Annotated in this window: 18 protein-coding genes and 1 pseudogene; 9 read left to right on the top strand and 10 right to left on the bottom strand. The window is 70.7% G+C overall.

Annotated elements, in window-relative coordinates:
- The first annotated feature begins 379 nt into the window (after positions 1–379).
- Positions 380–2,263 (top strand): carboxylesterase/lipase family protein, encoded by a 1,884-nt coding sequence (locus AC0I8G_RS09235; RefSeq protein WP_471729646.1) that lies wholly within the window; start codon positions 380–382, stop codon positions 2,261–2,263.
- A gap of 206 nt (positions 2,264–2,469) precedes the next feature.
- Positions 2,470–2,610, top strand: coding sequence for a hypothetical protein (locus tag AC0I8G_RS09230; RefSeq protein WP_471729645.1), 141 nt, complete (start codon positions 2,470–2,472; stop codon positions 2,608–2,610).
- 108 nt (positions 2,611–2,718) lie between these two features.
- On the opposite strand, the gene budC is transcribed toward AC0I8G_RS09230, so the two are convergent.
- Both budC and AC0I8G_RS09220 read right to left on the bottom strand, forming a co-directional pair.
- Positions 2,719–3,492 carry a meso-2,3-butanediol dehydrogenase gene (gene budC / locus AC0I8G_RS09225; protein WP_471729644.1) on the bottom strand — a complete coding sequence of 258 codons (774 nt, stop codon included), beginning with the start codon at positions 3,490–3,492 and terminating at the stop codon, positions 2,719–2,721.
- Positions 3,493–4,066: 574 nt separating this feature from the next.
- On the bottom strand, positions 4,067–5,395 hold the full coding sequence (locus AC0I8G_RS09220) for an epoxide hydrolase family protein (protein WP_471729643.1): 1,329 nt from the start codon (positions 5,393–5,395) through the stop codon (positions 4,067–4,069).
- Here AC0I8G_RS09220 and AC0I8G_RS09215 point away from each other — a divergent pair.
- Positions 5,343–5,954, top strand: a complete 612-nt coding sequence (locus tag AC0I8G_RS09215) for a TetR/AcrR family transcriptional regulator (RefSeq protein ID WP_471729642.1) — start codon at positions 5,343–5,345, stop codon at positions 5,952–5,954. The two genes, AC0I8G_RS09220 and AC0I8G_RS09215, sit on opposite strands and share 53 nt — an antisense overlap.
- A gap of 239 nt (positions 5,955–6,193) precedes the next feature.
- On the opposite strand, the gene AC0I8G_RS09210 is transcribed toward AC0I8G_RS09215, so the two are convergent.
- The 6 genes from AC0I8G_RS09210 to AC0I8G_RS09185 form a co-directional block, all read right to left on the bottom strand.
- Complete coding sequence (locus AC0I8G_RS09210) at positions 6,194–6,859, bottom strand: response regulator (protein ID WP_471729641.1); 666 nt, start codon at positions 6,857–6,859, stop codon at positions 6,194–6,196.
- On the bottom strand, positions 6,856–8,145 hold the full coding sequence (locus AC0I8G_RS09205) for a sensor histidine kinase (RefSeq protein WP_471729640.1): 1,290 nt from the start codon (positions 8,143–8,145) through the stop codon (positions 6,856–6,858). The genes AC0I8G_RS09210 and AC0I8G_RS09205 overlap by 4 nt, the downstream gene beginning before the upstream one ends.
- 97 nt (positions 8,146–8,242) lie before the next feature.
- Positions 8,243–9,793: an alpha/beta fold hydrolase gene (locus AC0I8G_RS09200; protein ID WP_471729639.1), complete on the bottom strand. Its 1,551-nt coding sequence runs from the start codon at positions 9,791–9,793 to the stop codon at positions 8,243–8,245.
- A 596-nt stretch (positions 9,794–10,389) separates the two neighbouring features.
- Positions 10,390–12,288 carry a putative bifunctional diguanylate cyclase/phosphodiesterase gene (locus tag AC0I8G_RS09195; RefSeq protein WP_471729638.1) on the bottom strand — a complete coding sequence of 633 codons (1,899 nt, stop codon included), beginning with the start codon at positions 12,286–12,288 and terminating at the stop codon, positions 10,390–10,392.
- 86 nt (positions 12,289–12,374) lie between these two features.
- Positions 12,375–13,604: a DUF445 domain-containing protein gene (locus AC0I8G_RS09190; protein WP_380259821.1), complete on the bottom strand. Its 1,230-nt coding sequence runs from the start codon at positions 13,602–13,604 to the stop codon at positions 12,375–12,377.
- A 181-nt stretch (positions 13,605–13,785) separates the two neighbouring features.
- On the bottom strand, positions 13,786–15,474 hold the full coding sequence (locus AC0I8G_RS09185) for an alpha/beta hydrolase (RefSeq protein WP_471729637.1): 1,689 nt from the start codon (positions 15,472–15,474) through the stop codon (positions 13,786–13,788).
- 160 nt (positions 15,475–15,634) lie between these two features.
- Between AC0I8G_RS09185 and AC0I8G_RS09180 the strand changes: the two genes are divergently transcribed.
- From AC0I8G_RS09180 to AC0I8G_RS09160, 5 genes are read left to right on the top strand one after another with little or no spacing between them, the layout of a single operon-like run.
- Complete coding sequence (locus AC0I8G_RS09180; RefSeq protein WP_471729636.1) at positions 15,635–16,657, top strand: uroporphyrinogen decarboxylase/cobalamine-independent methonine synthase family protein; 1,023 nt, start codon at positions 15,635–15,637, stop codon at positions 16,655–16,657.
- Complete coding sequence (locus AC0I8G_RS09175) at positions 16,650–17,189, top strand: GNAT family N-acetyltransferase (protein WP_471729635.1); 540 nt, start codon at positions 16,650–16,652, stop codon at positions 17,187–17,189. The genes AC0I8G_RS09180 and AC0I8G_RS09175 overlap by 8 nt, the downstream gene beginning before the upstream one ends.
- A 50-nt stretch (positions 17,190–17,239) precedes the next feature.
- The gene (gene ligA, locus AC0I8G_RS09170) at positions 17,240–19,342 is read left to right on the top strand and encodes an NAD-dependent DNA ligase LigA (protein ID WP_471729634.1); all 2,103 of its coding nucleotides are present in this window, start codon (positions 17,240–17,242) and stop codon (positions 19,340–19,342) included.
- The gene (locus AC0I8G_RS09165; RefSeq protein WP_471729633.1) at positions 19,339–21,108 is read left to right on the top strand and encodes a DUF262 domain-containing protein; all 1,770 of its coding nucleotides are present in this window, start codon (positions 19,339–19,341) and stop codon (positions 21,106–21,108) included. The genes ligA and AC0I8G_RS09165 overlap by 4 nt, the downstream gene beginning before the upstream one ends.
- Positions 21,086–22,318, top strand: a complete 1,233-nt coding sequence (locus tag AC0I8G_RS09160; RefSeq protein WP_471729632.1) for a type II toxin-antitoxin system HipA family toxin — start codon at positions 21,086–21,088, stop codon at positions 22,316–22,318. Before AC0I8G_RS09165 ends, AC0I8G_RS09160 begins: the two co-directional genes overlap by 23 nt.
- A gap of 141 nt (positions 22,319–22,459) precedes the next feature.
- Here AC0I8G_RS09160 and AC0I8G_RS09155 read toward each other — a convergent pair.
- Positions 22,460–22,689: pseudogene (locus AC0I8G_RS09155) on the bottom strand (MarR family transcriptional regulator); the annotation flags it as partial.
- Positions 22,690–22,771: 82 nt separating this feature from the next.
- Positions 22,772–23,623, bottom strand: coding sequence for a dimethylargininase (ddaH, locus tag AC0I8G_RS09150; RefSeq protein ID WP_471729631.1), 852 nt, complete (start codon positions 23,621–23,623; stop codon positions 22,772–22,774).
- A 98-nt stretch (positions 23,624–23,721) separates the two neighbouring features.
- Between ddaH and AC0I8G_RS09145 the strand changes: the two genes are divergently transcribed.
- Entirely contained in the window at positions 23,722–24,165 is a 444-nt protein-coding gene (locus tag AC0I8G_RS09145; protein WP_328292182.1) for an Lrp/AsnC family transcriptional regulator, read from the top strand.
- The last annotated feature ends 64 nt before the right edge of the window (positions 24,166–24,229 follow it).

Raw genomic sequence — 24,229 nt, 5'->3', positions numbered from 1 at the left:
GAACCTGTCCGGGCGGAGTGCGCACACCTGCAGTGGTTCCGGTGCGTGTTTTGCCAACTCTCGATCCAATCGTAGATTTCCCGTGCAGACCTGCCTTGCCGGTCACAGCTAGCGGTCGAGTTCGGCCGTGTGCTTCGTTGCGAAGAACGACGTCGACACGCGTTTCCCCCACCGCCGACCCTTTGGACCCCACCGACCGGGGGGAAGCCCGGAAGATGGCTAGGCGGGGTCCACTGCCGACCTCACACCGCCATCTGAGAGTTGCTGAGTGGGTATGACCTCTTGACAGCGATTTCGCAGGTTGGGCATGATCTGGGTACAGAGGACCATGCATCGTTGTACGGCGAACGGTGGTCAGGAGATCAGGGACAGGTCCGGTGTGCCGTCCCAGGTCACGGGTTTCGATGTTTCGCTTCCACACCCCAGTGTCGTCCACATCTCAGTGTCGAAGGACGGGTGGCGCTTCACGATCCCGGTCGGCACAGGCGCTGGAAACGGTGACCGACTGATCGCCGGCGTGCAGCATCTCTGCATCAATCCAAACGGGGTAGCGGTGTTCTCGATCCTCGAGGGCACCGGTAGCACTCGAAGGGAGTCAACGATGACTGATGAGTTCAACGTGAACCGCCGTGGACTGCTCTCGGTGGGTGTCGTAGCCACCGCACTGATCGGCGTCGACGCGACCTCGACAACCAGTAGCGCCCAGGCCGTGGATGCGGGCAACGACCGCACCGACGCGGACTGTTGTGCCCGCCCGGGTCCAGAGGTCAAGACGACTGCGGGACGCTTGCGCGGACTGCGTATCCGGGACACGGACGTGTTCCGCGGCGTTCCCTATGGTCGCAGTACGGCCGGCCGAGGACGATTCCTGCCCCCCGAGCCCATGCCCTGCTGGGACGGTGTCCGTGACGCGACCGAGTTCGGCAAGTCCAGCCCTCAGACCAGCCCCGGGATCTACTGGGACCCCATCATCGGTGAGTACTTCTCCGGTGGCCGCGCGCAGGAACTCATCGATGCCGACCTCTCGACCGGCGAGGACTGCCTGGTCTTGAACGTCCTCACGCCCCACCGCCGGCATGAGAAGGCCGACCTCGCAGTGATGGTGTACTTCCACGGTGGCGGCTACGACAACCTCAGTGGATCGTTGGCGGCACTCGCAGACCAGTTCGTAGCCCAGGAGAACGTCGTTCTGATCTCCGTCAACCACCGCCTGAACGCCTTCGGCTACATGTACCTGGGGGAGCTGTCGGAGAAGTACGCCGCGGGCAACGTCGCCCTCCTTGACCTCGTCTTGGCCCTGCAGTGGGTGCAGGACAACGTCGCGGCCTTCGGAGGGGACCCGGGCAACGTGACCATCTTCGGCGACTCAGGGGGCGGCGGGAAAGTGCAGAGCGTCATGGGTATGCCTCAAGCTCGCGGCCTCTTCCACAAGGCCATCATCGACAGCTCCGTCGCGCTGACCTGGCAGAGCCGGGCGGAAGCCACCCAGGCAGCACGCAACCTGCTGGCGAAGCTGAAGATCGAAGGCGATGACGTGGACGCGCTCCTCAAGAAGGCTCCCGGTGACATCGTGGCGGCGCTCGGGGGTGAGCCTGCGACCAGGTTCGGACCCGTTCTCGACGGCTCCACGGTCACCGAAGCGACCTGGGCTGATCGGGCACCAGATCAGGTCGCCGACGTTCCCCTCATCGTGGGATCGACGGCGCAGGAGCTGAGGCAGTTCAGCACCGGGCGACCTGAGCTCTTCGACCTCAGCTGGGACGGTCTGCGTTCGCAACTGCTCGTCGCGTTGCGGTCCACACCAGGGAAGGTCGACCATGTCATCGACGTCTTCCGGGATGCTGAACCCGACGACGACCCCAGCGACATCTACTTCCGGGTGACGGCCGCGACGAGCTTCGGGGCCTGGGCGCGCCGCATCGCGGCGTTGAAGGAGGCGCAGCCGGCGTCGGTGTACCGCTACTACTTCGACTACGAGAGCCCGGTCTACGGCGGGCGGTTGAAGTCTTCGCACACCATGGGGGTTCCGCTGGCCGTGGGGCTGGTCCATGCACCGGAGTCGCGGGAGCTTTCGAACCAGATGCAGCGAACCTGGGCTGCCTTCGCGCGCACGGGTGACCCCAACAACGACCTGCTGCCGTCGTGGTCGGAGTACGTGACCACCGGACCGGGGGCCCATGAGTCCACCATGGTCTTCGACCTGGAGAGCCACCGCGAAGACGAGTTCTACGCCGCCCAGCTCGCTGCCCTCGCCAGCTTGTAGACGACAGCGCCCCGGGTCGGTCAGCAGGCGCAATGGTCGGCGCGCGCGACCGCAATCGAGCATTTTGCCTTTCCCACCCTTGCATCGGAGACGTCTGCCGTCGCCGGCAGCAGCGGTATCGCTCACGCTGCTGCCGGCTTGGGGAGGGCTGTCAGACCGTTCGGGCTTGACCTTCAGCCCGGCCGGGGTCACGAGGAAGGTTGGAAATGACACTGCGATGCCGGTGGTCCGAGGATGCCTTCGCCGAGGTCGGTGCGGCCAGCGCCGCGACCACGGCGGACACCGCTGCCGAGGTCGCGGGAGCCGCGGCGGGTCTGCAGGACCTCGTGAGCCGCTTCCGCTTCTGACTCGTGACGGTCTGATGTCCTGGCCCGGTTCGCCACCAGGCCACACCAGGGATCGAGATCGTCCGCTGGCGCCTGACTGGTCTGGGCACACGGATGGGTGGTGACGACTCAGACGTGCGGCTGACCGGTCGAGGCGCTGGTGCCACCATCGACGGGGAGTACGGCACCGGTCACGTAGCGGGCTGAGTCGCTGGCCAGGAAGAGTACCGCGGGGGTGATGTCCTCGGGTTCCCCCGGACGGCCGAGGGCGATGCGGTTGATGAATGGGGCCAGGGATTCCTGGTCGCGGCCCATGCCTTCGGTCATCTCGGTGAAGGTGAAGGCCGGAGCGACGGCGTTGAGGCGAACACCGCGGGTTCCCCAGTCCAGGGCCAGCGAACGGACGAAGTTCGACACCGCGGCCTTCGTCGCGTTGTACCCGGCCTGGCCCCAGTCCCCGCGGTCACCGGAGACCGATGACACCGCGACGAGGTTGCCGCCTGAGGCGGCCAGGTGCGGCAGGACCGCCTTGGCCAGGTGGAAGAACCCGTCGACGTTGGTCGCGCGCATCGACGCCCAGTCATCGTCGTCGAGTTCGGTGATGGGACCCGGAGAATGCGTGCCGGCGTTGCTGATGACGACGTCGATCCGCCCGAAGCGTTCGATGACGTCGGCGACCAACCGGCGGACTTGGGCGCCGTCGGAGATGTCGGCGGGTAGGGCCATGGTGCGCTCGGTCGGGTACGCGGCGAGGGCTTGCTCGAGGCGCTCTCGGCGGCGGCCGGTGATGGCCACGCTGGCTCCCGCCTGCAGGAAGGCGGCCGTGACGGCGCCACCGATGCCGCTACCGCCGCCGGTGATGAGGACGACGGAGTCGGTGAAGTCGAACTGCGCGGTGTTCATGGTGCTGCTTCCTCCGCGGTGTTGGTGGTGTGGCGTCTGTGTGGGTGTGGTTCTGCTCAGACCAGGCGGGCGCCGCCGTCAACGGTCCGGACGTCGCCGGTGCTGTCGCCGTTGTCGGCGGGGTGTGCAGCATCCCGCGGTGGGCCGGCCAGACCACGCATTGTCCACCACGTGCGCGGTGGGTCAGCCAACGCGCGCTAAGGCCTCGATGGGCGGAGGTGCTCGCTCATCATGAGCGCGACAGCACAGCCATCGTCATAGTGATGTCCGTGAAGTCGCCAGCCGTCGGGGTAGCGCTCACAAGGCGGGATGACCGTGACGTCGCGAGTTGCGGATGATCGGAGGGTCACGACCACGGACGCGTCCACGTCGCCCGACGGATGAGGGCTGACACAGCTCGGGGTTCTCGGTGCGCGCTGTGAGTTGCGGAGTGAGGCGACCTCGGCGGGGTGCGCCCCGGTGTGGGCAAGGGACCCGACGACGTGTCGGTGTACATCGACCGGTTCACAGCGGCCAGCTCATCGACGATCGGATCCATGAACAGGCCCTCCGGTGCTGCGCGGGCGGTGCCGTGTCAGGAGCGGAGGCCTCGGAGTCCGGTGCGGATCTCGTGGACGAGGATGTCGGGCTGTTCGAGGGCGGCGAAGTGCCCGCCCTTCTCCGCCTCGCTGTAGTGGATGAGGTTGGTGTAGGTGTCCTCGATCCAGGTGCGCGGCAACCGGGGGACGTCGCGCGGGAACACCGTCACCGCGACCGGCAGCGTGAGCGTGGGGCCGGAGAAGCTGCGCGTCCTGTTCTCCCAGTAGATGCGGGCCGAGGAGGCGGCGCTGTTGGTGAACCAGTACAGCGAGATCGCGTCGAGCATGGTGTCGGTGTTGAGGACGTCCTCGGCCAATCCGTGGTTGTCGGTCTTGGACTGGAACTTCTCGTAGATCCAGGCGGCCTGTCCGACGGGGGAGTCCGCCAGGGCGAAGCCGACGGTCTGCGGCTTCGTGCCCTGGAGGTGGTTGGATCCGCCGAGCTCGCCGGTGTAGAGGGCGAGGGTGTCGACCGCGTGGCGTTCATCGGGGGAGAGGGTGTCGGGGACCTGGGTGGGGAAGGCGTACTGGGTGTTCAGGTGGATACCGAGCAGACCCTGCGGTTGTGCCGCTGCCAGGACGGTCGTCACGACAGCTCCCCAGTCACCGCCTTGGGCGGCCCAGTGCTCATACCCCAGTCGTCTCATCAGCTCGGCCCACGCCTCTGCGACGCGAGCAACGTCCCACCCGGTTCCGGTCGGCTTCTGGGAGAACCCGAAACCGGGCAGGGACGGGATCACGACGTCGAAGGAGTCGGTGACGTCCCCTCCGAAGGCCACGGGGTCGGTCAGGGGGCCGATCAGGTGCAGGAACTCCACGATCGAGCCTGGCCAGCCGTGGGTCAGCAGCAGCGGCAGGGCGTCGGGGTTGGTGGAACGGACGTGGATGAAGTGGATGTCCAGTCCGTCGATGGTGGTCAGGAAGTTCGGGAGACGGTTGAGTTCGGACTCGAACCGGCGCCAGTCGTAGTCGCGTTCCCAGTGTCCGATCAGTGCTTCGAGGTTCTCGGTGCGAACGCCTTGGGACCAGTCCTCGACCGTCTCCGGGGCCGGCCAGCGCGTCGTGGCCAGTCGCTGCTGGAGGTCGAGGATCGCGGAGTCCGGGACCGCGACGGTGAAGGGGCGGATGGGGGCCACGGGTGTGGGGTCGGTCGTGGTCATGGCGGTCTCCTGAACGTTGGCGTTCCGGTGCAACGATCTGTTGCACATGCATGTGCAATGCACACTGCCGTGCAACGTAGGTGATTGCACACCACTGTGCAAGAGTGGGGAGATGCAGGTCGAGTCAGCGCACACACGATCCGTGCACGAGACGCGCAGCCGCATCCTCGACGTTGCCCGAGAGGTGCTCGGGCAGGACCCCGACGCCGGCATGGGCAAGGTCGCGGCCGCGGCCGGGGTGGTCCGGCGCACCGTCTACGGGCACTTCCCCACCCGCGCTGACCTGGTGCGCAACCTGACGGGACAAGCGGTGGCAGAGATCACCGCCGTGCTCGCGCAGGTCGACGACCCCGATCGGGCGCCTGACGCGGTGTGGGCGGACTTCGTGACCCGCCTGTGGCCCCTCGTGCACCGTTACCGGGTGCTGCTGGCCCTGCGGCGCGGCGAGCACGGTGAGGAGATCCACGCGCTCCTGCGCCCGGTCGACGAACTGCTCGCCGCCTTGGTGCGGCGCGGTCAGGGCAGCGGTGCCTTCGCAGAACACCTACCGGCCGAGGTCGTCAGCCCGATCGCCTTCTCCGCCGTGTTCACCATCGCCGGCGAGGACGCCGCGCACGGCCTCCTCGGTGTTCGCGCGGCCACGATCACCAGCCTCCTCGTCCTGGGCGTGCCGCAGGCGCGTGCCAGCGCACTGGCCAGCGCGTTGGCCGGTGAAGGCGCGTGACGTGCCATCCACCCGGGGCTGTGCCTTGACCACCGCTCCCTTCGAGCGGTCCGCCCTGGCGACTCCCACGACACCGTGACCTCCGGTGAAGGCCCCGACTGCCTCGGTGCACTGCCCACGCTGCGTGACGTTGCTCTTCAGATCGGGTCTTCAGGCTGGTTCTTTTCGTCGGGTCTTCAGGTCGGAGCCCAGCGGCGACGGCGCAAGCCGGGCAGGCTCGCGCGTGATGCGACCTCCGTTCAGCCGCCCAGCAGTCCGTGTTCGTGGACGAGCACGACAGCCTGAACCCGGTCGCGCAGAGCCAGTTTGGTCAGGACGTGGGAGACGTGGGTCTTGACGGTCTGCTCGCCGATGAAGCAGGCGGTGGCGATCTCGGCGTTGGACAGCCCGCGGCCCACCTGGAGGAGCACTTCGTGCTCGCGGGAGGTGAGCGTGCTCAGTGCCGACGGCGGTGGGCGTCGTCCGAGGTGCGCGGAACCCAGGCCGGCGGCGAAGCGCTGGGCGAGACGACGGGTCACCGAGGGGTCGATGAGGGCGTCACCTCGGGCGGCGACCCGGATCGCGGCCAGCAGTTCGACGGTCGGCATCCCCTTGAGGCAGAAGCCGCTGACGCCGGCCTGCAGCCCCCGGTGCAGGTAGGTGTCGTCGTCGTAGGTCGTCAGCAGGATGATCCGCGTCCTCGATCCTTGCGCGAGGAGTGTCTCGGCCGCTTCGAGCCCATCCATCGCGGGCATGCGCACGTCCAGGACGGCGACGTCCGGCTCGAGCCGGGTGACGGCCTCCACGGCAGCGCGTCCGTCTCCGACGTCGGCGATGCACTGGAGGTCCGGCTGGGTTTCCACTGCTGCGCGGAAGCCGCTGCGGAACAGGTCGTGGTCGTCGGCCAGGACGACGCGGATGCTCATGGCGCCTGCAGGGGGAGGGTGGCCCGGGTGGACCAGGTGCGCCCGTCGCCCGTCGGGCCGCTCGTGCAGGTCCCGCCGAAGAATTCGGCGCGTCGCCGGATCCCCGCCAGCCCGTGCCCGCCGCCGGGCGTTCCGGCAGGGCTCGCGGCGATCGGGTTGACCCCGGTGACCGCCAGGGCGAGAGGGTCCTGCTCCACGGTGAGCTCGAGTTCTCCCCGCCCGTGGCGCAGGGCGTTGGTGAGCACCTCCTGGACGATGCGGTAGGCCGCCAGCTGCACGGACTGCGGGAGGTGCCCGGGGTTCAAGCCCCTGACCTGGCAGGTCACGTCGAGGCCGGCGCGTCGGCTGCCCGCGAGGAGGTCGTCCAGGTCGGCGAGTCCGGGCTGGCGGGCTCCGTCCGCGTTCTCGCCGGCCAGCAGGTCCAGCATGCGGCGCAGGTCACTCATGGCCGAACCGCTGGACGTCTCGACGTGGTCCAGGGCACGGGTGGCCAGGTCGGTCCCGTTGCGCGAGGTACCGGCGGAGTCCGGTGCGGTGAGGGCGAGACGCCCGGCCGCGGCGTGCATGCCGATCGCGCTGACGTGGTGGGAGATCGTGTCGTGCAGGTCGCGGGCGATGGCCCCGCGCTCGGCGGCCAGGGTGCGGCTCAGCTCCTCTCGCGCCCGGCGCTGCTCGTCGGCGGCGGCCCGCTCGACCTCCTCGATGTGGCCGGCCCGTCCGGTGGTGTAGCGCCCCATCAACCACGGCAGGGCCGTGTTCGCGACCGTGGTCACCACGGCCGCCGCCACGGCACCCGTCACCACGGCACCCGCCGCCAGCTCACCTGCAGAGCCCAGGCCCTGCACGAGCTGGGTTCCCGTCATCCCCAGCGCCAGCGCCGCGAGGGCCACCCACGAGGCGCGCCCCCTCACCCACGCACCGGCGCGGTAGCCGGCCACGACCAGACCGGCGGAGTTCCCGGTGCCGAGGTCCTGGACGCCGCTGGCCTGCCACAACAGCACGGCGGTAGCGCACCGCACGAGTCCGTGCACGACCGCGACCCTCCCGGCGGTGCGGGCGGGCAGCGCGAGGGCGAGGTCGGCCAGCAGGACCGCCGCGGCCGCGATCCACGTCAGCGGCGAGGAGAGCGCCCCAGACCCGGGGACCGAGGAGATGGCCAGGGCGAACAGGACCCCGTCGCCGGCGGTGCACAGTGCGGCGATGAGGAAGGACTGCCGCCGAAGTCCCGTGTCCTCGTCGGTGCCCGCGGTGCGGACCTCGTCCACGACTTCGTCGTGCAGCGTCATCGTCGGTCCTCCTCCCGCGCTCGTCCTGCGCCCATCCTGTCGTGCCCGCTGTGCCTGTCCGCTGTGTCTGTCTGCTGTTGCCTGTCCGGGTGGGGTCTCACGTGTGGCCGTCGGCGATGAAGGAGAGGATCCGGGTCAGGCCCTCGACGGTGGTGGCGGGGGTGTGCCCGGCGCCGGGGACCTCGACGAACGTCGCGTGGGGGAACTGCGCGGCCGCCTGCCGGCCCGAGGCGCTGGGGGTGTTGGCGTCCAGGTCGCCGTTGAGAACGAGGACGGGGACGTCGGGAAGTTCGGTGCCCCGGGCGAAGGGGACCTCGGCGGTGGGGTCGTCGGGCCAGGCGAGGCACGCGCCGTTGTCGTAGTCGGCGCGGGTGGTCCACGCCGAGGCGCTGAACGGGGCGAAGTCCTCCTCCTGCAGATCTGCCTGCGTCGCGTCGTAGGCCCGCTCTCGCTCGGCGGGGCTGTCGGAGTAGTCGAACGCGCGCAGGTAGTCGTGGCAGGTGGTGGCCCAGCTCTGCGCGACCGACACCGTTGCCGCACCGGAGGAGGCGATCTCGGCGGTGGCCGTCAGACTCGCGGTCACGAACTCCCGCAGCGGCGCCAGATCTCCCGTGCGGGCCGAGGCGGCGGCAGCCGCCAGCGCCTGCAGTCCGTCGGAGTCGGGGACGCTGGAGAAGACGCGCCCGGCCACCGAGGCGAGCTGCCACTCGTCCAGGACGACGTGGTGGGAAACCCCCTCGAAGGTGATGTCCACGGAGTCGGGATGGGTGCGCAGTTGCGCCGCGAGAGAGGTGAGGTCAGCGAGCACGACGTCTCCTGAGCACGTGCCGAGGCTCTCGCAGGTCAGGGACACCGCGCGGCGGAACGCGGCGGCCCCCACGGCGCCCGTGGGGTCGTCGTTGATCGAGTAGGCCCCAGCCAGGCTGAGGGTGCGCACGTGCTCGGGGTGGCGTTGGGCGTAGACGGGCATGAGGTAGGTGCCGTAGGACAGGCCCAGCAGGTCGAGGTCGTCGATGCCGAGGCTCGCACGGACCGCGTCGATGTCGTCGGCGACGGCGTTGGTGCCGTAGTCGCCGACCCGGTCGCGCAACTGCTCCCCGCAGGTCCCGATCGCGGCGCGCTGCTGCGACAGGGTTCCGAACGTGTCGCTCGATCCTTCCAGTGCGGCGCAGGTGATCGCGTCGGAGCGGCCGACTCCGCGCGGGTCGATCAGCAGGACGTCGCGCCGGTCCATCAGCGGCTGCAGGGCCTCGGTGAACAGGGCCCCGGTGGCGTCGATGGCGGAGGTGCCGGGACCGCCGGGGTTGGGCACGATCGTGCCCAGGCCGGGTCGGGTGGTGTCGGTGCGGGGGACCAGGGCGAAGGCGACCCGGGTGCTCGCCGAGCCAGGGTCGTCGCGGTCCAGGGGGACGGTCACCGTCCCGCACGACGCGGTGGGCAGGGAGGGCAGGTCGGCGCACGGTTCGAGGGCGGCCACCGTGGACGCCGCAGCCGTCGTCGTCGTCGTGGGCGTCGCCGTGGCTGTGGCTGCGGCGGGCCGGTCGGATCCAGGCTCGCCCGGGTTCTCGTCTCCCCCGTCCCCGGCGCAGGAGGCGATCAACGCCGCCGTCATCGTGGTCGCGAGCAGGAGGGGCAGGAGCTTCTTCACGAGGGTCGTCCGTCCGGTGGAGGGGTGGTTCCGGTCGCCTCCGAACCTAGGAAGTCACCCCCCTCGTGAACGTCACGCGCGGGCGGGAGCGGTGCCTCCCCCCGAAGAGGGAGATGACGGTGCCGCGGGGGTGAGAACGGTGATCGCCGTGACCAGCTGATCGGGCCGAGGCGGAGCAGACGCGTACTTCCGGGCGAGTGCGGACAGCACCACGCCGACCCCCGAAAGATCGTGGAGGATGGTCGGGGGAACGCGGTCTGCTGCCACTCAGAACACGATGCGTCGAGAACTCGCCGCATCGTGCTGAACCGGAGAGGTGTCGAGGCCCGACGATCCTGCGGTTCCTGTCAGGAGCGCGACGTCGCCGGCGACCGCGCGCACCGCGGGATGACCGTGACGTCGCGGTCGCGACGTCGTGATGCCGTCCGGGCAGACGGCTGCGTCGGGCTACGCCGCGCCGGCGGTCAGGTTCAGGGGGCGGGGAAGGCCAGAGCGAAGGTGACGCTCCCGTCGGGATCCAGGCTGACTCCTGGGGTCGTCACCGGTGTCTCGACCTGGAACTGTCACCGGTGTCCTGCTCAGGACACCACCGGGCGTCAGGCGGACGCGACCTGCGCGGTCGGCGCCGCGGGCAGCGCGCCCTGGGCCTGCCCCGCGATGTGCGCGGGCTGCGGTCGGGCGTAGAGGTAGCCCTGGGCGTAGGTGCAGGACAGGTCCCGCAGCACCTGGGCCTGCTGCTCGGTCTCCACCCCTTCGGCGACGACGTCGAGGCCCAGGCTGCGGGCGAGTTCGATGATGCTCGCGACCAGCGTCGTCGCCGACCCGCCGTGGGTGAGGTCGGAGATGAACGAGCGGTCGATCTTCACCGTGTCGACCGGCAGGCGGCGCAGGTAGGAGAGGCTGGAGTAGCCGGTGCCGAAGTCGTCGATGGCCACGAGGACGCCGGTGGCGCGCAACCGCGCCAACCGGGCGGACACCGCCTCGAGGTCGTCGACGAGGACGCTCTCGGTGACCTCCAGCGTGAGGTGGTGCGGGCGCAGGCCGCTGTCGCGCAGCGCCGCGCGGACGGTCTCGAGGATCTCGTCGGAAGCCAGCTGCACGGCGGAGAGGTTGACGGCGATGGCGACGGGGCGACCGCGTTCGGCCGTCCACGCCGCGGCCTGGGCGGTCGCGGTGCGCAGCACCCAGGCCCCGATGGCGAGGATGTCGCCGCTGGCCTCGGCCAGCGGGACGAACTCCAGCGGGGACACCGTGCCGCGCTCGGGGTGCTGCCAGCGCAGCAGCGCCTCGTACCCCTTGGCGGAGGTCTCGTCCTCGCCCTTCCGGTAGTCGACGGTCGGCTGGTAGTAGACCTCGAACTGCCCCTGGGCCAGCGCGTTCGCGAGGTCGTCGCGCAGCGCCGCCTTGTCCTGCGCGGCCTGCGACATCCCCTCGGCGTAGGCCACGAGACGGTTCTTCCCGCTGGTCTTGGCCCAGTACATCGCCAGGTCGGCGTTGCGCAGGAGTTCCGCGGGGGCGTCCAGGCTGCTGACGGTCCCGCACATCGTCGCCGTGTCGGCGGTGCCCAGGCTGGCGTGGACGTAGATCTGCTGGCCCTGCACGGCGACGGGCTGGGCCAGGCTGGCGAGGAAGCGCTCACCGACCCGGCGGGCGGGGGCCGATCCGCCGTGGACGACGACGGCGAACTCGTCACCACCGAGACGGGCGACCAGGTCGGCACTGCGGACGGAGGCGCGCAGGCGTTCCGCGACGGCCAGCAGCAACTGGTCGCCGGCCGCGTGCCCCCGGGAGTCGTTGACGTTCTTGAAGTCGTCGAGGTCGACGAAGAGCACCCCGAGCTCGTCGCGACGGGACAGGCCGCGGGTGAGGAACTCGGTGAGCATCGTGCGGTTGGCGAGGCCGGTCAGCGGGTCGCGCAACCCCTGCTGCTCGTTGAGCCGCCAGGACGAGAGGTGCGTGACGCTGGCGGCCAGGACGAACCCGGCGTGGATCGCCATCCACCGCCAGGGGTGGGCCATGGCGGCGTGGTGGTCGTAGACGTCACCCGGGAAGAGGGTGCCGATGAGGCCGTGGTGGACGACGACGATGGCCAGCCCGACGCTGAAGGGCACCCAGTCCTGGTACAGCGCCACGAGGCCCACCATGACGAAGAAGTGGAAGTGCGCCTCGGTCTGGCCGTGCCAGAACTGCACGAGCACGGTGGCGGCCAGGAACAGGCTGACCGAGGCGGTCGCCGACCGGAGCTTGCGCGAGTAGAACGTCGGGGTCGCCAGCACCAGCGGGGCGGCGACGAGCGCGCCACCCGCGAAGCTGACCAGGACACCCTGCCCCTGGAAGGCGCCGAAGACGACCAGCGCGACCGCCTGCAGCCCGGCCACCCGCACGATCGCGCGGTGGCGGCGGTGCCACACCTCGTCCGGCAGCATCCGCCCGCGCGGCAGCAACGAGAAGACGGCGCTGGTCCGTCGACGCAGCAGATCCCGGGCGGAGGGCACCTTCCCGCATCGGCACACTCCCCGGCCGGCGCGATCCGGACCACCCGAACGGCGCAAGGAGGGGTGCCGGTGTCCCGGGGTCGGTCTCAGCTGACCAGCACCGTGACGGTGTGGATGAAGACCCCGACCAGACCGCCCACGACCGTGCCGTTGATGCGGATGAACTGCAGGTCGCGACCGACGTGGAGCTCGATCCGCTGGGCCGCGTCGTCGCCGTCCCAGCGGGCCACGGTGTCGGAGATGACCGTCGCCAGTTCCGGGGCGAAGCGGCGCACGACGTGCCCCGCGGCGTCGGAGACGTGCCCCTCGACCCGCTTGGCGAACACCTCGTCCTCGACGAGGCGGTGGCCGAGGTCGACCAGGGCCTCCTCGCTGCGGGCCCGCAGCGAGGACGTGGGGTCCTCGAGCGCCTCGAGCAGGAAACCCCGCACGCTGGACCACAACCCGGCGACGGTGTCGGCCAGGCCGGGGGAGTTCAGCAGCCGCTGCTGGAACTCGTCCGCCTTGGCCCGGGTCTCGGGGTCGTTCTGCAGCGCGTCGGCGTAGCGGGCCAGCAGGTCGTCGATGGCCTTGCGTCCCGCGCTGTCGCGGTCGGCGACGACCTCGTCGACCCAGTTCTGGGCCTCGGTGTAGACGCGTTTGCCGAGCCGGTCGTTGAGCCAGTCCGGGACCCACAGCGGTGCCCGGCCGGTGACCATCGAGCGGACGCGGTCCTCGTTGGCCCGCAGCCAGCGCTGCGCCTCGGCCAGCGTCAGGTCGACGACGGGGTGGTGGGTGCCGTCGGCGACGACCTCGCCCAGCAACCGGCCCAGCGTCGGGCTCCACGACTGCGCCCCGAGGCGCCGGACGACGACCTGGTCGAGGACGTTGGTGACCTCCTCGTCGCGCAGGATCCCCAGCGCCCCGGTGAGGACCGTCGAGGCCTCGTCGACGACGCGGGCCGCGCCGCCGCGCTCGGTCAGCCACGACCCCACCCGGCGGGGGATGCCGGCGCGCACCACCTTGTCGCGCACGACCTCCTCGGCGAGGAAGTTCTCGGCCACGAACTGCTCGAGGCTCTTGCCCAGCGCCTCCTTGCGGCGCGGGATGAGCGCGGTGTGCGGGATCGGCAGCTTCAGCGGGTGCCGGAACAGGGCGGTGACGGCGAACCAGTCCGCGACCGCGCCGACCATCGCGGCCTCGGCGGCGGCGTTGACGTAGCCCATCGCCCCGGTGTCGCCGATGGTCAGGGCGTAGACGATCGCGGCCAGCACGAGCAGGCTCGTCGCGATCGTGCGCATGCGGCGCAGCGCGGAGCGGCGTTCGTCGTCGGTCATCGAGGGCTCACCGGCTCATCCTCACCCAGGACCGCCCCTGGTCGACACCGCACACCCGCCGGCGCGGGTGTGCGGTCCGACGGTCATGACCCCATCAACGCCCACCGCAGGGCCTCCTGCCAACGGGCCGACGGCTCGACCCGGGTCCGTCGGAGGACGGACCCGGGCCGCGCGGGGTTCCTCAGATCGAGGAGCCGGCGCGGGCCGCGCGCAGCACCTTCGCCAGCAGGTCCTCCCCGGACCCGCCGGTGACCGGCGGCAGCCCGACCCCCTCGCAGGCGAGGTCGCCGGCCGGGGTCGCCCCGGTGGTCAGGAACGCGTCGACGACGTCGTCCACGCAGGCGTTGCCCATCCCGTAGATGCCGTGGTCACCCTCGTCCTCGACGGTCAGCAGGATCGAGGAACCCAGCGCCTCGTGCGTCTTCACGGCACCCTCGTAGGCGGTGGCCGGGTCGTGGCGGGACTGCACGATGAGCAGCGGCGGCAGGTCGGCGCCGTCGACCTCCGGCAGGCGCAGGTCGGCGCGGTCCCAGTACGCGCAGATCTGGGCCGACTGCCCGTAGCCCAGCAGCGGGTACTTCGCGCCCTGCTCGTCCCCGACGGCGTTCCAGTGCTCCTGGCTGCGGTTCCACGGGCTGTCGTTGCAGGTGGTCGCGGCGAACGTCGCCGTCTGGCTCTCGGCGGCCGAGGGTGCGGGGGCCAACGCGCGGGCGAGGGCGGCGACGCTCGAGCTCAGGGCCGCCGGGGCCTGCGCGTCACCGGGACCCCGCAGGTCGTGGAGGAGCTGGACGCCGGAGAGCAACCACGACAGCTGACCGAAGCTCGACTTGCCGTACATCGACTGCGCCACGAGGGCGTCGAGCACGGTGCCGTCGAGGGGCAGGCCCGGGATCTCCAGCGGCCGGGCGGCCAGGTCCGCGCGCAGCCGGTCGTAGGTCGCGACAACCTCCTCGCCGGTGGAACCCAGGCCGTAGACGGAGTTCCCGGCCGCGGCCCAGGGGGCGTAGTCCTGCTCGAAACGGCGCTGGAAGGCCATCGGCTGGTAGGAGAAGACCTGTTCGTAACCGGCGGTCGCGTCGACGGTGGAGTCGAGCACGAAGCGCCCGACCCGGCCCGGGAGCTGCGTCGCGAACTGCGTGCCCAGCCAGGTCCCGCCGGAGTAGCCGACCCAGTCGATGGTGTCGCGGTCCAGGGCGTCGCGGACCAGGTCGACGTCGAGCACCGTCTGCCGGGTGTTCACCACGTCCTTCAACGGGTCGTCCGCGCAGGCGTCCGCCGCGGCCTGCACGACCTTCGCGGTCAGGGCGAGGGCCTCGGGGGAGCGGTCGTGGGGGTCGGGGAGCGCACCGTAGGCCGAGGTCAGGTCGCCGCCGCAGGTGAGGGGCGAACTCGCCCCGGTGCCCCGGACGTCGAGGCCGATGACCTCGGTGGCGGCGAGCGCCGGGATCGAGGAACCCAGCGTGGCCAGCGTCAGACCCGCACCTCCCGGTCCGCCCGGGTTGGTGATGATGCTCCGCTGCGGGCGGGGACCTTCGTGCGGGACCCGGCTGATCGTCACCTGCAGCGGGTCGCTCTCCTCCGGGGCGTTCCAGTCGCGCGGGACGGCCACCTGCGCGCACTCCAGACCCCCGACGAGGGCGTTGAGGACCCCGATCTGCGCGGGCGTGCACGGGGTCCAGGCGAGGTCCTGGTCCCGGTAGCGCTGCGGGGTCCGCGCCTCGAACTCCCGTTGCGCCTCCTCCACGGTGGCGGGGCGCTGGATCCCCGGGGCGGAGGGTTGCGCGGCGGCGGGCTGCACCGCCATCAGCAGGGGCCCGGCGAGCGCGAAGGCGCTCACCGTGGCGAGGACGGCGGGTCGGCGGTGGGGCACGGGGTGGACCTCCCGGGTCGCCCGGGACCTCGGTGGATCCCAGGTGTCGGCTGTGAACGCGTCCATCCACCCGCACCGGCGACCTCGGCGCCACCGGCCGAGCGGTGCTCGTCGCATCCTCCCTTCGGGGGACCCGCCCCCGCCGCGCTACGGTCACGACGTGTCAGAGGACGTGTCGGAGAACGCACCAGGAACGGCCGCCGCCGTCGGATCCATGCCGGGGGAGGACCCGCGCGAGGCCGCGCGGACCGTCTTCGGTGAGCTCGGCGAACCCCCGCACGTCCCGCACCTGCCGCAGCTGCCGGCCCGGGGACCCGGGGCGGACGCGCTGGGACGCACGGCGTCGCTGCTGGTGGACCTGCACGTGGACCTGCAACCCGCGGGGTGGCGCTTCGTCGACGCCCCCGGCCGCGACGCCGGGCGGGCGGCGTCGTTCCTGCGGGCCGACCTCGACGAGCTCGCCGAGGCCGCCGACGGCTGGAGCGGCCCGCTGGCGCTCGCCGTCGTGGGGCCGTGGTCGCTGCTGGCCGCGGTCGAGCTGCACCGCGGTGAGCGCGCCGTCTCCGACCACGGCGCCCGGCGCGACGTGATCGCCTCGCTGGCCGAGGGGCTGAGGGTCCACGTCGGCGACGTGCGGCGCCTCGTCCCCGGCGCCCAGGTCGTGGTGCACGTGGAGGAACCCTCCCTCGCCGCCGTCCTCGAGGGCCGGGTCCCGACCCAGTCCGGGTACGGGACGTTGCGCTCCGTGGACCGCTCGCTCGTGCGCGACGGGTTGCGCGACGTCCTGACCGCCGTCCGTGACGCGGGCGCCGAGCCCGTCGTCCGGCTGCGGGCCGAGGACGCGCCCTGGGCGCTGGTCCGGGAGGCGGGGGCGGCCGGCCTCGCGCTCGACGTCCGCGACCTCGGCGTGGCGGGCTGGGAGTCGGTCGCGGCCGGGATCGAGGACGGGCTGCGGCTGTGGGCGGGGATCCTGCCCGTGACCGGGACCGCCCCGGCGGTCGCCGCGCTCGTCGACGTGGTGCGGGTGCCGTGGCGACGGATCGGGTTGCCCGCGACCGGGTTGGCCGACGTCGTCGTGACCCCGGCCGAGGGGTTGTCGCAGACGGACCCCGCGGCCGTGCGGGGACTGCTGACGCGGCTGCGCGAGGCGGCCGGGGCGATGGCGGAGGCCTCCGGTGACTGACCTGACCTTCCGCGAGGCGGAACCCGCCGACGTGGCCGACGTCGTGGCCCTCGTCGAGTCGGCCTACCGGGGGGACTCCAGCCGGGCCGGCTGGACGACCGAGGCGGACCTGCTGGACGGCCGCCGGACCGACGAGGCCGGGATCGCCGCCGTGCTCGCGGCGCCCGACGCGACCCTGCTGCTGGCCGAACGCGCCGGCCGGACCGTCGGCTGCTGTGAACTGCGACGGGTCGGGGAGCTCGGCTACTTCGGGACCTTCGCGGTCGACCCCGCGATCCAGGGCGGGGGCATCGGTGCCCGGCTGCTGGCCCACGCCGACGCGGAGGCGGTGCGGCGCTGGGGAACGCCCGCGCTGGAGATGACCGTCATCGCCCAGCGCGGGGACCTCATCGCCTGGTACGAACGGCTCGGGTTCGTCGCGACCGGTGAGCGGCGCCCGTTCCCCTACGGCGACGAACGGTTCGGCCGGCCCCGCCGCGACGACCTGGAGTTCGTGGTCCTGCGGCGGCCGACCGCGACGCCCCGGCCCTGACCAGTCGGCCCTGACCCGCTCGCGGGCACGTGTCGGACCTGCGCGGCAGGATGGCTCCCGTGAACGACGACGGTCTGGTCCCGCCCGCTGCGAGGCACCGCTGGGAGGAGCTCGTCGCCCGGATCGAGGGTGCGCGCTTCTCCTACTACGTGCGCAACTCCTCGCCGCTGAGCGACGGGCAGTACGACGAGCTGGAGAAGGAGCTGCGCGCGCTCGAGGACGAGCACCCGCAGCTGCGGACCCCCGACTCCCCAACCCAGACCGTCGGGGGGACCTTCTCCACGGAGTTCACCGCCGTCGACCACCCCGAGCGGATGCTCAGCCTCGACAACGCCTTCTCCACCGACGAGCTCTCCTCGTGGGCGGCCCGGGTGGAGAAGGAGGTCGGCACGGGGGCCCGCTACCTCTGCGAACCGAAGATCGACGGCCTCGCCATCGACCTCGTCTACGAGGACGGCCGCCTCGTCCGCGGCGTCACCCGCGGCGACGGTCGGACGGGGGAGGACGTGACCTTCAACGTCCGCACGATCAGCGACATCCCGCACCGCCTCCGCGGGGAGGGCGTCCCGGAGTTCCTCGAGGTCCGCGGGGAGGTGTTCTTCCACCTCGAGGGTTTCGCGGCCATCAACGCGGGGCTCGTCGAGGCCGGGAAGCCCCCGTTCGCGAACCCGCGCAACGCCGCCGCGGGGTCGTTGCGGCAGAAGGACCCCCGGGTGACCGCGACGCGTCCGCTGCGGATGCTGGTGCACGGCATCGGCGCCCGCCGCGGGATGGAGAACGACTCGCAGTCCGGGGCCTACGAGAAGCTCGCCGCCTGGGGGCTGCCGACGTCCCCGCGGGTCAGGGTCGTGGACACCCTGCCCGAGGTCGCGGACTACGTCCGGTACTACGGCGAGCACCGCCACGACGTCGAGCACGAGATCGACGGGGTCGTCGTCAAGGTCGACCAGGTCCCCCTGCAGCGCAGGCTGGGGTCGACCTCGCGCGCACCGCGGTGGGCCATCGCCTACAAGTACCCGCCCGAGGAGGTCACGACGCTCCTGCGCGACATCCAGGTCAACGTGGGTCGCACCGGGCGGGTCACCCCGTTCGCGGTGCTCGAACCCGTCCTGGTGGCGGGGTCGACGGTCGGCATGGCGACCCTGCACAACGCCGACGAGGTCAAGCGCAAGGGCGTCCTCATCGGTGACACCGTGGTGGTCCGCAAGGCGGGTGACGTCATCCCCGAGGTCCTCGGCCCGGTCGTCGAGTCCCGGACCGGTGACGAACGCGAGTTCGCGATGCCGACGCACTGCCCCGAGTGCGGGACGGAACTGGCCCACCAGAAGGCCGACGACGTCGACATCCGCTGCCCCAACTCCCGCAGCTGCCCGGCGCAGCTGCGCGAACGCGTCTTCCACCTCGCCGGTCGGGGGTCCTTCGACGTCGAGGCCCTCGGCGACAAGGCCGCGACGGCGTTGCTGGAGGCCGGGGTCATCACCGACGAGGGCGACCTCTTCACCCTCACCGAGGACGACCTGATCCGCGTCCCGCTGTTCACGACGAAGGCGGGTGCGCTCTCCGCCAACGGGAAGCGCCTGCTGAGGAACCTCGACGAGCGCAAGTCACAACCGCTGTGGCGGGTCCTCGTCGGGTTGTCCATCCGCCACGTCGGCCCCACCGCCGCCCGTGCGCTGGCCGACCGGTTCGCGTCGATGACCGCGATCGAGGAGGCGAGCTCCGAGGACATCGCCTCCGCCGAGGGTGTCGGCCCCACGATCGCGGACGCGGTGGTCGAGTGGCTGGCGATCGACTGGCACCGCGACGTGGTCCGCAAGTGGCGCGAGGCCGGGGTGCGGATGGCGGACGAACGCGACGAGACGACCCCGCGGGTGCTGGAGGGGTTGTCGATCGTCGTCACCGGTTCGTTGACCGGGTTCTCCCGCGACGAGGCGAAGGAGGCGATCCTGTCGCGCGGCGGCAAGGCCTCCAGCGGGGTCTCGAAGAAGACGGACTACGTCGTCGTCGGGGAGGCCGCGGGGACGAAGGCCGACAAGGCCGAGCAGTTGAAGGTCCGGGTCCTCGACGAGGAGGGTTTCGTCGCCCTGCTCGAGGGTGGGCCCGACGCGGTAAGGTCACCTGACCCCGAAGCCGACGGAGGTGCGCCCGCATGACCATCGATCAACCGTCGCTGTTCCGGCAGCCGAGCGCCACGACCTTCAGGATGGCTGATCTGGTCCGTCTGGTCGGGGGTGGACAGGTTCGAGTCCCTCAGTTCCAGCGAGATTTTCGCTGGAGCGGACGAGATGTCGTTCGGCTCTTCGACAGCGTGTTGCGGGGCTTCCCCGTGGGATCGGTTCTGCTCTGGAAGCGCGACGTTGCCGCGCCCGAGACTCGCATCGGTGCGTTGAACGTTCCCGCGGCTCCTGCTCGCGAGGCCTTGTGGGTGGTGGACGGCCAGCAACGGGTCACCAGCCTGGTCAACGCGGTGAGTCCCGAGGCGTATGCGCTGGATGAGAGGTTCCGTCTCGACTACTCCCTCTACCACGGTGCCATCGTGCGCCACGTCGAGAACGGCCCGGGGCTTGCGGTTCCGCTACCGACGCTCTTCGATCTGCGGCGTCTGTTGTCCTGGGTCCAAGCGCATCCGGGTGCAGCAGAATCGGTTGAAGAGTTGAACGACGTGAACGTTCGACTGCGCGAGTTCGAACTGCCGGCCTCCGTCGTGGAGGAACGTGACGAGCAGGTCCTCCGCGAGATCTTCGACCGGATGAACAACGCCGGCAAGCGCTTGCGGCGCGCCGAAGTGTTCTCGGCTCTCTACTCCCCCCGCGAGGGTGAGAGTGGAGAAGCCCTCACCATCGGCCAGGTCGCTGAGCAGATCGACGCCAACACCACGTTCGGCCGGATCGACGACGACACGGTTCTGCGTGCTCTGCTGGCTCGCCGTGGACCGAACGTCACGCGCGATGTCAACCGCGAATTCGTCCGTCGAGAAGGAGTCGACGACGAGCTGCCGTGGGGACACGAGAGTCAGCAGGACGCCTACCAGCGCGGTCTGGACGCCATGTTGGCCGTGACGTCCTTCCTGCAGTCGCAGGCCGGGGTGCCTCACTTCTCGTTCCTGCCCTACCGGTACCTCCTCGTGGTTCTCACGCGCTACTTCGCGCTCTTCCCCGATCCGCACCCTCGCAACCTGGAGCTGCTGGTCCGCTGGTTCTGGCGTGCCGCTCTTCGTGGTCCCCAACTCTTCAAAGGCAGCACCACGGGCGCGATGCGACAGTCGTGCACGATGATCCACGCCGATGACGAATCGGGTTCCGTGCAGCGTCTCCTGGACAGCGTGGAACGTGTCGAGGCGCTCCCACTGCCCTCGACGGCGAACTTCCGGACGAACGTCGCCTCGACGAGGGTTCTCCTGTGTGCGCTCTGGGAGCGCGCCCCGCGTGCCCTCTCGACGGGCGCCGCGTTGACCTTGGACGATCTCTCGAGTTCGCTGGACGACAGCGAGACCGCCGCCGTCCTCACGCTGGAGATCATCCCCCGTCGACGTGTGCCCGCAGATCTGACCGCTTCGTCGGCGAACCGGATCATCCAACCCGTCGACGACGTCGACGCCGAACTCGTCCTCGCCGGCAACGAGCTGCTGGGTTGGGTCGAGACTGCAGACGTCGAGATGGTTCTGGCCTCCCACGCGGTTTCGTCGGCCGCGTCCGACGCTCTGGCCCGTCAAGACGTCGACGGGTTCCTCCGCCTCCGGGAAGAGGAGCTCACATCGTTGTTGACCGACTTCGTGACCCGGCGGAGTGGCGTGGACTTCGACACCACCCCTCCCTTGGCTGAGTTCGATCTCGATGACGACGTCGAGCTCCGCGACGATCTCCTCGAACCGGATCGTGTCACGCCCTCGACGGCGGGTGGAACTGTTGACCCTGCTTGAGCGGCGCCACACGGTCGTCTTGCACGGTCGTCCCGTCGGTGTGCTCCACCAGTGGGGTGACTTCACGCGGTTCGTGATGGACAACGACTACTGGCGATCCACCGATCGATCCGTGCTCGGTCTGCAGTTCGAAGACGATCCCTGGCGGCAACGGAGCGCTGCGCTGAGAGTCCCCGCGTGGTTTTCGAACCTCCTCCCGGAGGGGCGGTTGCGTCAGTGGATAGCCGAGGATCGGAGAGTCGCTGCCGATCGTGAGATGGAGCTCTTGGCCCAGGTCGGCCACGATCTGCCAGGGGCTGTGCAGGTGCTGCCTGACCGAGGCGAGATCCCTCCTCTCGAGGCCGGTGTCGCGCCGGCTGCTCCGGAGACACCGGAGAGGACGGAGCGTGTGCGGTTCTCCCTCGCCGGGGTCGGTCTCAAGTTCTCCCTGCTGCAGGTCGGGGACCGGCTCACTCTTCCTGCTCACGGTGAGGGAGGTGACTGGATCGTCAAGCTGCCCGATGCGGTCCATCCCGGTGTGCCCTCGAACGAGGCGGCCATGATGTCGTGGGCTGCGCGATGCGGGATGGACGTTCCCGAGCACCGCCTCTTCCGCAAGGACGACCTGCCCTCGTTGCCGGATGTCGCCTGGCCAGGAGGAGAGGATCTCGCCTACGCCGTCCGGCGATTCGATCGTGGACCAGACCGGCAGCCGATCCACATCGAAGACTTCGCACAGGTCCGCGACTTCTACCCCGATGCCAAGTACGACGGAGACTTCGTCACCGTTGCGGCTCTGGCCTACCGGGGACACGACCGCTCCGCCTTGAACGAGTTCGTCCGCCGGATCACCTTCAACGTGGTCGTCGGGAACGGCGATGCGCACCTCAAGAACTGGTCCCTGATCTACGGAGATCGCCGCAGGGCGACACTCTCACCGGTCTACGACCTGGTGTCGACGGCGCCCTACCGGGACGATGGTGACGAGGACCTCGGATTGAAGTTCTTCGGCAACAAGCGGTTCGAGAGCGTGCGACTGAACCACTTCGATCGACTCGAGCGGCGCTTGGCGGTGGCGGGCGGGCACTTGGCTGAACTGGCCGCCGAGACGGCGCAGTTGACGCTGAACTCTCTGGACGACGCGTTGAGGGATGTCGATGACCTGCCCCTCGTTCGTGACTGGCTCTCCGTGGAGGTGCCGACTCGAGCCGGCTGGTTCGGGGCTCGTTGAGGCGGCGTCGGCGGTCGTGGCGAGCGGGCACCACCTGGGCCCCTGGCGCGGGCCGTTGAGCGCTGAGCAGCGGCTGAGGAGGGACCCGGGTGCACGGCCTGACCTGCTGCGGTCGCGCCTCACGTGTCGCGGGAACCGCCCTCGCGGGGAACGGGTCGTGTTCCTCGGGCTCCGGAACACGTTCGCGGCCTCGGCCTGGGTCATGCCGAACAGCATCCTGATTTCCATGCCGCGCACCGTCGCGGTCGCCCGGTCGCGGCTGCGTCGACCGCGGGGGATGAGCCGGGGTCGGGAGGACCTTCCCGACGGGCGCCTCGTCGGGGGCGGGTCACGAAGCCGTCGCGTTCGAGGTTCCGCAGGAGCACGTTCACCTTCGCGGACCCCGACGGGTACCAGACCACCCTCCACGACCGGGCGTGGAGGGATCGTGGCGCTGGGATCCTCGGTCCCGGTTCAGCGACGCACGACGAGCGTGCAGCACTTGGCGCCCCCGCCACCCTTGAGCAGCTCCGAGAGGTCGACGGGCACCGGCTGGTAGCCGCGGTCCGCCAGCAGGTCGGCGTAGCGCTGCGCGCGGGGGGAGAGCACGACGTGGAGGCCGTCGCTGACCGCGTTCATCCCCAGCACCGCGGCGGTCTCCTCGTCGGTGAGCAGCGCGTCCGGGAACAGCTGCTGGAGGACGGCCTGGGCGGCGGGGGAGAAGGCGCCCGGGAAGTAGGCGACGTCGGGGTGTGCGGGGTCGTCGTCGAGGACGGTGAGCGCGGTGTCGAGGTGGTAGAACCGCGGGTCGACGAGTTCCAGCGAGGTGACCTCACGACCGAGGACGCGGGCCAGTTCCGCGTGCGCGGCCAGGGCGGTGCGGAACCCGAACCCGGCGAGCAGGTGGTCGCCGACGACGAGCAGGTCGCCCTCGCCCTCGTTGGTCTCGACGGGGCGGTGCACCGGACCGAAGCCGTTCTCCTCGAGCCAGCTCGCGTACGCCTCGGCCTCGCCGGCGCGTTCGGCGTGGGTGAAGCGGACCCCGACGTTGCCCTCGGCGGTGAGCAGCGCCCCGTTGGCGGCGTAGACCATGTCGGGCAGCCCGGGGACGCCGGGGACGACGTCGACGGTGTGGCCGAGCCGTTCGTGGGTCGCCTTGAGCTCCTCCCACTGGGCCAGCGCCACGTCGGCGTCGACGGCCTGCGTGGTGTCCATCCACGGGTTGATCTCGTAGGAGACCGTGAAGTGCGTCGGGCGGCACATCACGAAGTGGCGGGGGCGGGCCACGCGGTCGGCGCGGGAGGTCTCGGTCACCGATGCGGTCACCACGTCAACGCTAGGATCCACCACGACGCAGCTCAAGACCGATCCGCTGCGTCGACGCGCAGGATCCTTGCGTATGGTGCGGCAGGACTGGAGATGCGTTGCGCGACCTCGACGACGTCGACCGTGAGCTCCTCGTCCTGCTCGCCCGGGACGGCCGGGCGACCTTCAACGACCTCGGCGCGCGGGTCGGCCTCTCCGCCCCGGCCGCGAAGCGCCGCGTCGACCGCCTCGTCGCCGACGGCGTCATCGCCTCCTTCACCGCCGTCGTCGACCCGGCCGCGCTCGGCTGGCGGACCGAGGCCTTCGTCGAGGTCCGCTGCCACGGCACCGTCTCCCCGGCGGAGCTGCGTCGGGCCTGGCAGGGGATCCCCGAGATCGTCGGCGCCTACACCGTCACCGGCCCCGCCGACGCGTTGATCCACGTCCTGGCCCGCGACGTCCAGCACCTCGAGCAGGCCCTGGAGCGGGTCCGGGACGAGGCGAACATCTCCGCCACCGACTCCGTCATCGTGCTCTCGCGCCTCGTCGATCGGGGACGGTGACCCGCGATCGTTGGTGACCTGGGTCACACAACGATCATCGGGGTTGACGGTTCCACCGGGCGCA

This window comes from Kineococcus sp. AC630, assembly GCF_979255925.1.
The sequence above is the reverse complement of the archived record's forward strand: the minus strand, read 5'-3'. Positions and strand labels throughout refer to the sequence as shown.

Bases quoted from the DNA above. Each gene is read 5' to 3' on its own strand.
- AC0I8G_RS09230 (WP_471729645.1), top strand. From the start codon at position 2,470: ATGACACTGCGATGCCGGTGGTCCGAGGATGCCTTCGCCGAGGTCGGT.
- budC (WP_471729644.1), bottom strand. From the start codon at position 3,492: ATGAACACCGCGCAGTTCGACTTCACCGACTCCGTCGTCCTCATCACC.
- AC0I8G_RS09215 (WP_471729642.1), top strand. From the start codon at position 5,343: ATGCAGGTCGAGTCAGCGCACACACGATCCGTGCACGAGACGCGCAGC.
- AC0I8G_RS09220 (WP_471729643.1), bottom strand. From the start codon at position 5,395: ATGCGGCTGCGCGTCTCGTGCACGGATCGTGTGTGCGCTGACTCGACC.
- AC0I8G_RS09210 (WP_471729641.1), bottom strand. From the start codon at position 6,859: ATGAGCATCCGCGTCGTCCTGGCCGACGACCACGACCTGTTCCGCAGC.
- AC0I8G_RS09205 (WP_471729640.1), bottom strand. From the start codon at position 8,145: ATGACGCTGCACGACGAAGTCGTGGACGAGGTCCGCACCGCGGGCACC.
- AC0I8G_RS09190 (WP_380259821.1), bottom strand. From the start codon at position 13,604: ATGACCGACGACGAACGCCGCTCCGCGCTGCGCCGCATGCGCACGATC.
- ligA (WP_471729634.1), top strand. From the start codon at position 17,240: ATGGCTCCCGTGAACGACGACGGTCTGGTCCCGCCCGCTGCGAGGCAC.
- AC0I8G_RS09165 (WP_471729633.1), top strand. From the start codon at position 19,339: ATGACCATCGATCAACCGTCGCTGTTCCGGCAGCCGAGCGCCACGACC.